The following is a 4,832-nucleotide window of genomic DNA, read 5'->3' on the forward strand; positions in this document are numbered from 1 at the left end:
CTCCCGCATCCGCTCCGCGAACACCGGACTGGAATCCAGCAGCTCACGCGCCATCCCCGCCCACTGCGACCCCTGCCCCGGAAACACGAACACCGGACGACCCGCACCGCTCACCGCCCGTCCCGCCACGACACGCGCGGCGGCCAGGTCGCCCTGCGCCAACTGATCGAGCCCAGCGAGGAGTTCGTCCCGATCCCGCCCGAGGACGACGCCCCGGTGCTCGAACCGCGACCGCGCCACGGTCAGGGACCAGCCGACGTCGGCGAGGCCGATGCTGTCGGCCGCGCCTCCGCCTCCGATGCTGTCATCGGCGAGCAGCCGCTCCCGCAGCCGTGCCGCCTGCGCCCGCAGGGCGTTCTCGCTCTTCGCCGACAGGGCGAGCGGGACCATGCCCGGGACCACCGACGGCGCGGGGGCGGCGTCCGTCCGGTCGCCGGCTCGGGTGTCGGTGTCGGCGGGCAGTCGTCCTTCCATCGGTGCCTGCTCCAGGATCACGTGCGCGTTGGTACCGCTCATCCCGAAGGAGGAGACACCTGCGCGGCGCGGCCGACCCGCCTCCCGCGCGGTCCACTCGCGCGCCTCGGTCAACAGCTCGACGGCCCCTTCGGACCAGTCGGCCTCGGTCGTCGGTTCCTGTGCGTGCAGGGTCCTGGGCAGCACGCCGTGCCGCATGGCGAGGACCATCTTCATGACGCCCGCGACGCCCGCGGCCGCCTGGGCGTGCCCGATGTTGGACTTGATGGAGCCGAGCCACAGCGGCTCCTGGTCCTCGGGCCGGTCCTTGCCATAGGTGGCGATGAGGGCCTGGGCCTCGATCGGGTCACCCAGAGAGGTACCCGTGCCGTGTGCCTCGACCGCGTCCACGTCGGCGCCGGTGAGCCCGGCGCCGGCGAGGGCGGCGCGGATGACACGCTGCTGGGAGGGACCGTTGGGCGCGGTCAGACCATTGCTGGCGCCGTCCTGGTTGACGGCGGAGCCGCGTACGACCGCGAGGACCTCGTGGCCGTTGCGGCGCGCGTCGGACAGCCGCTCCAGGACCAGCATGCCCACGCCCTCGCCGATGCCGAAGCCGTCGGCGCCCTCGGCGAACGGCTTGCAGCGGCCGTCGGCGGCAAGGCCCCGCTGACGGCTGAAGGCGACGAGGGTGTCGGAGGTGGCCATGACCGTGGCGCCGCCCGCGAGGGCCAGCGAGCACTCGCCGTTGCGCAGGGCCTGTGCGGCCAGGTGCATGGCGACGAGCGACGACGAGCAGGCCGTGTCGACTGTCACAGCCGGGCCTTCGAGACCGAAGGAGTACGAGATGCGGCCGGAGATGACGCTGGTGGAGTTGCCGGTCATCAGGTGGCCTTCGAGACCGTCGGGGATGACCCGCACGCTTTCGCCGTAACCCTGCGACGAAGCGCCGACGAACACGCCGCCCGCGCTGCCGCGCAGCGTCGCCGGGTCGATCCCGGCGCGCTCGAACGCCTCCCAGGACGTCTCCAGGAGGAGGCGCTGCTGCGGGTCCATGGCCAGGGCCTCGCGCGGGGAGATGCCGAAGAACGAGGCGTCGAATTCGCCTGCCTCGTGCAGGAATCCGCCGCCGCGCGAGTAGGTGGTGCCCTGGTGGTCGGGGTCGGGGTCGTAGAGGGACGCGGTGTCCCAGCCGCGGCCCTCGGGCAGCCCGGAGGTGGCGTCGGCGCCCTCGCCGACCAGTCGCCACAGGTCTTCGGGGCTCTCCACGCCACCGGGGAAGCGGCAGCTCATGGCGACGATGGCGATGGGGTCGTCGGCGTCACCCCCGAGGCCGCGGCCGGACTCACCGGCCGTGACCCTGTCGGCCGCCAAGTCCGAGTCACCACCGGCCAGTTCGGACTTAAGGTGGCGGGCCAGGGCGAGGGGGCTCGCGTAGTCGAAGACGAGGGTGGCGGGCAGCCGCAGGCCGGTCGCCTCGTTCAGGCGGTTGCGGAGTTCGACGGCGGTCAGCGAGTCGAACCCGATGTCGCGGAAGGCTCGTTCGGTGTCCACCTGGTCGCCGGAGGCATAGCCGAGGACGGCGGCGGCCTGGCCGCGCACATGGTCGAGGAGCGCCCGCTCCCGCTCGTCGTCCGGCAGTGCGCGCAGGCGGCGTACGAGAGCCGACGCCTCGCCGTCCGACCCGTCGCGGTCGGCGACGGCGCGCCGGGCGGGGCCGTGCACGAGACCGCTGAGCAGCGGCGGCAGGTTCCGGCCGTGGGCGGTGCGCAGCGCGGCGGTGTCGAGGCGTACGGGGACCAGGGCGGCGGCGCCCAGGCCGAGGGCGGCGTCGAGGAGGCCGAGGCCCTGTTCGGTGGCGAGGGGGGCGATGCCGGAGCGGGTCATCCGGTCGAGGTCGTCGGCGGAGATCTGGCCGGCCATGCCGCCGCGTTCGGCCCACAGGCCCCAGGCGAGGGAGGTGGCGGGCACGCCCTGGCCGCGCAGGTGCTGCGCGTAGGCGTCGAGGAAGGTGTTGCCCGCGGCGTAGTTGCCCTGTCCGGCGCCGCCGAGGACGCCGGCGACGGAGGAGAAGAGGACGAAGGCGGCCAGGTCGGCACCTTGGGTGAGGTCGTGCAGGTTGACGGCGGCGTCGACTTTGGGGCGCAGGACGCGGTCAAGCTGCCCGGTGGTGAGGGAGGCGGTGATGCCGTCGTCGAAGACGCCCGCGGTGTGCACGACGGAGGTGAGCGGGTGCTCGCCGGGGACGCGGGCCAGGGCGTCGGCGAGAGCGTCCCGGTCCGCCGCGTCGCACGCGACGACGTCGACGGCTGCACCCAACTCCTCGATCTGGTCGATGAGTTCGGTCGCTCCCGGGGCCTCGGGGCCACGGCGGCCGAGGAACAGCAGGTGGCGGATGCCGTGTTGGGCGACAAGGTGCCGGGCGACGAGGCCGCCGAGACCGCCGGGGGCGCCGGTGACCAGGGCCGTGCCGTGCGGGTTCAGGGCGGCGGGCGCCTGTACGGGCTCGCCGAGGTCGCGGCCGAGCCGGGGGACGCGTACGGCTCCGGCGCGGATCGCGCACTCGGGCTCGCCCTGCGCGTACGCGGCGGGCAGCGCCCGCAACGACTCGGGGTCGCCGTCCACGTCGGCGAGGACGAACCGGCCGGGCTCCTCGGACTGCGCCGAGCGCAGCAGGCCGAGCACGGCGGCGTGCCCGATGCCGGGCAGCGGCTCGTCGGCGGTGACGGCGGCTGCGCCGCGGGTCAGGACGATCAGGCGCGCGTCGGCGAAGCGGTCGCCTGCGGCGAGCCAGGTCTGTACGAGGGTGAGGGCGGCGCCTGCGGCGGTGTGGACGTCGTCGGCGGAGACGACGGTGTTCGCCGTACCGGCGGGGCCGTTGTCGGCTCGGGTGGCGTCGGCGGCGACCACGACGCCGGGAACGGGCGCGGTGCCCTCGGCGACGGCCGCGGTGAGGTCCGCGAGGGTCGGGTACGAAGCTACGTCAAAGCCGACACCGTCGCCGTCCTCGCCGAGGAGGCGGCACAGCTCACGCGCGTCGGTGCCGTCGGCGCCGAGCACGGCCCACGAGTCGGCGCGCTCCGCCCGCGCGGGGTCGACGGCCGGCGGCTCGACCCAGTTGACGCGGTACAGGTTCGGTACGCGGTTGCTGCGGGCGGCGAGGCTCTGGCGCACGTCGACGGTGCGGGACACCAGCGAGCCGATCCGGGCGACCGGCGCCCCGGCGTCGTCGGCGAGCAGCACGGAGACGGTGTCTCCGCCGCTCCCGGAGCGGGTCAGGCGTACGCGCAGGGACTTCGCGCCGGTGGCGTACAGGGACACGTCGCTCCAGGAGAACGGCAGCCGTGGCACGCCCCCCGCCTCATCGTCGCCGTCCGAGGGGCCCTGGGCCAGGTGTGCCGCCTGGAGCGCGGCGTCGAGGAGCACGGGGTGCAGGCCGAACCGGCCGGCCTCGTCACGCCGGTCCTCGGGGATGGCGACTTCGGCGAACACCTCGTCGCCGCGCCGCCAGACGCGCTGCAGCCCCTGGAACGCGGGCCCGTACTGGACGTCCGCCGCGGCGAACTCCTCGTACAGACCGTCGATGCCGACCGCCTGCGCGTCGCGGGGCGGCCACTGGGCGAGGTCGAATTCCGCAGCCGGAGCCTCGGTGGGCGCCGATGCCGGGGCGAGCACGCCTGTGGCGTGCCTGGTCCACGGCTCCGCCTCCGCGCCGCCCGTGTCGGGCCCGGTTTCGGGGCGGGAGTGGAAGGTGAGCGTCCGCCGCCCGGAGGCGTCGGCGGACCCCACGGTCAACTGGAGCTGCACGCCGCCCGTCTCGGGGACGACCAGCGGCATCTCCATGGTGAGCTCTTCGACCAGGTCGCAGTCGACTTGGTCGCCCGCGCGCGTGGCCAGCTCCACGAAGGCGGTGGCGGGCAGCAGCACGGCACCCGCGACGGCGTGGTCGGCCAGCCACGGATGCGTACGCAGCGAGAGGCGCCCGGTGAGCAGGTGCCCGTCGCCGTCGGCCAGCGGCACGGCGGCGCCCAGCAGGGGGTGTCCCGTGTCCCCGAGCCCGGCGGCGGTGACGTCACCGGCGCCGGGGGTCGCGTGGAGCCAGTAGTGCTGGTGCTGGAAGGGGTAGGTGGGGAGGTCGACGGTGGTGCGGGAGCCGGGGAAGAGGGCCTTCCAGTCGAGTTCGGCGCCATGTACGTGGGCTTCGGCGAGCGAGGCGGCCAGGCGGTCGGCACCGCCCTCGTCACGCCGGAGGGAACCGAGCGTGACAGCCGGGCTGTCCATGGCGTCGATCGTCGCCTGCACCGGCACGGTCAGGACCGGATGCGGGCTCATCTCCAGGAACAGCCCGTGCCCCTCAGCGAGCAGACCGCGCGTGGCCT

At 74.6% G+C, this 4,832-nt stretch carries 1 protein-coding gene; it reads right to left on the reverse strand.

The genetic code is table 11. The annotated features are described in order from the left end of the window. Positions 1–4,832, reverse strand: a 4,832-nt coding sequence (locus ADL01_RS16895; protein ID WP_159049547.1) for a type I polyketide synthase, incomplete at both ends; no start/stop codon positions are given.

It is taken from the genome of Streptomyces sp. NRRL WC-3618 (assembly GCF_001280005.1).
Classification (GTDB): Bacteria; Actinomycetota; Actinomycetes; order Streptomycetales; family Streptomycetaceae; genus Streptomyces.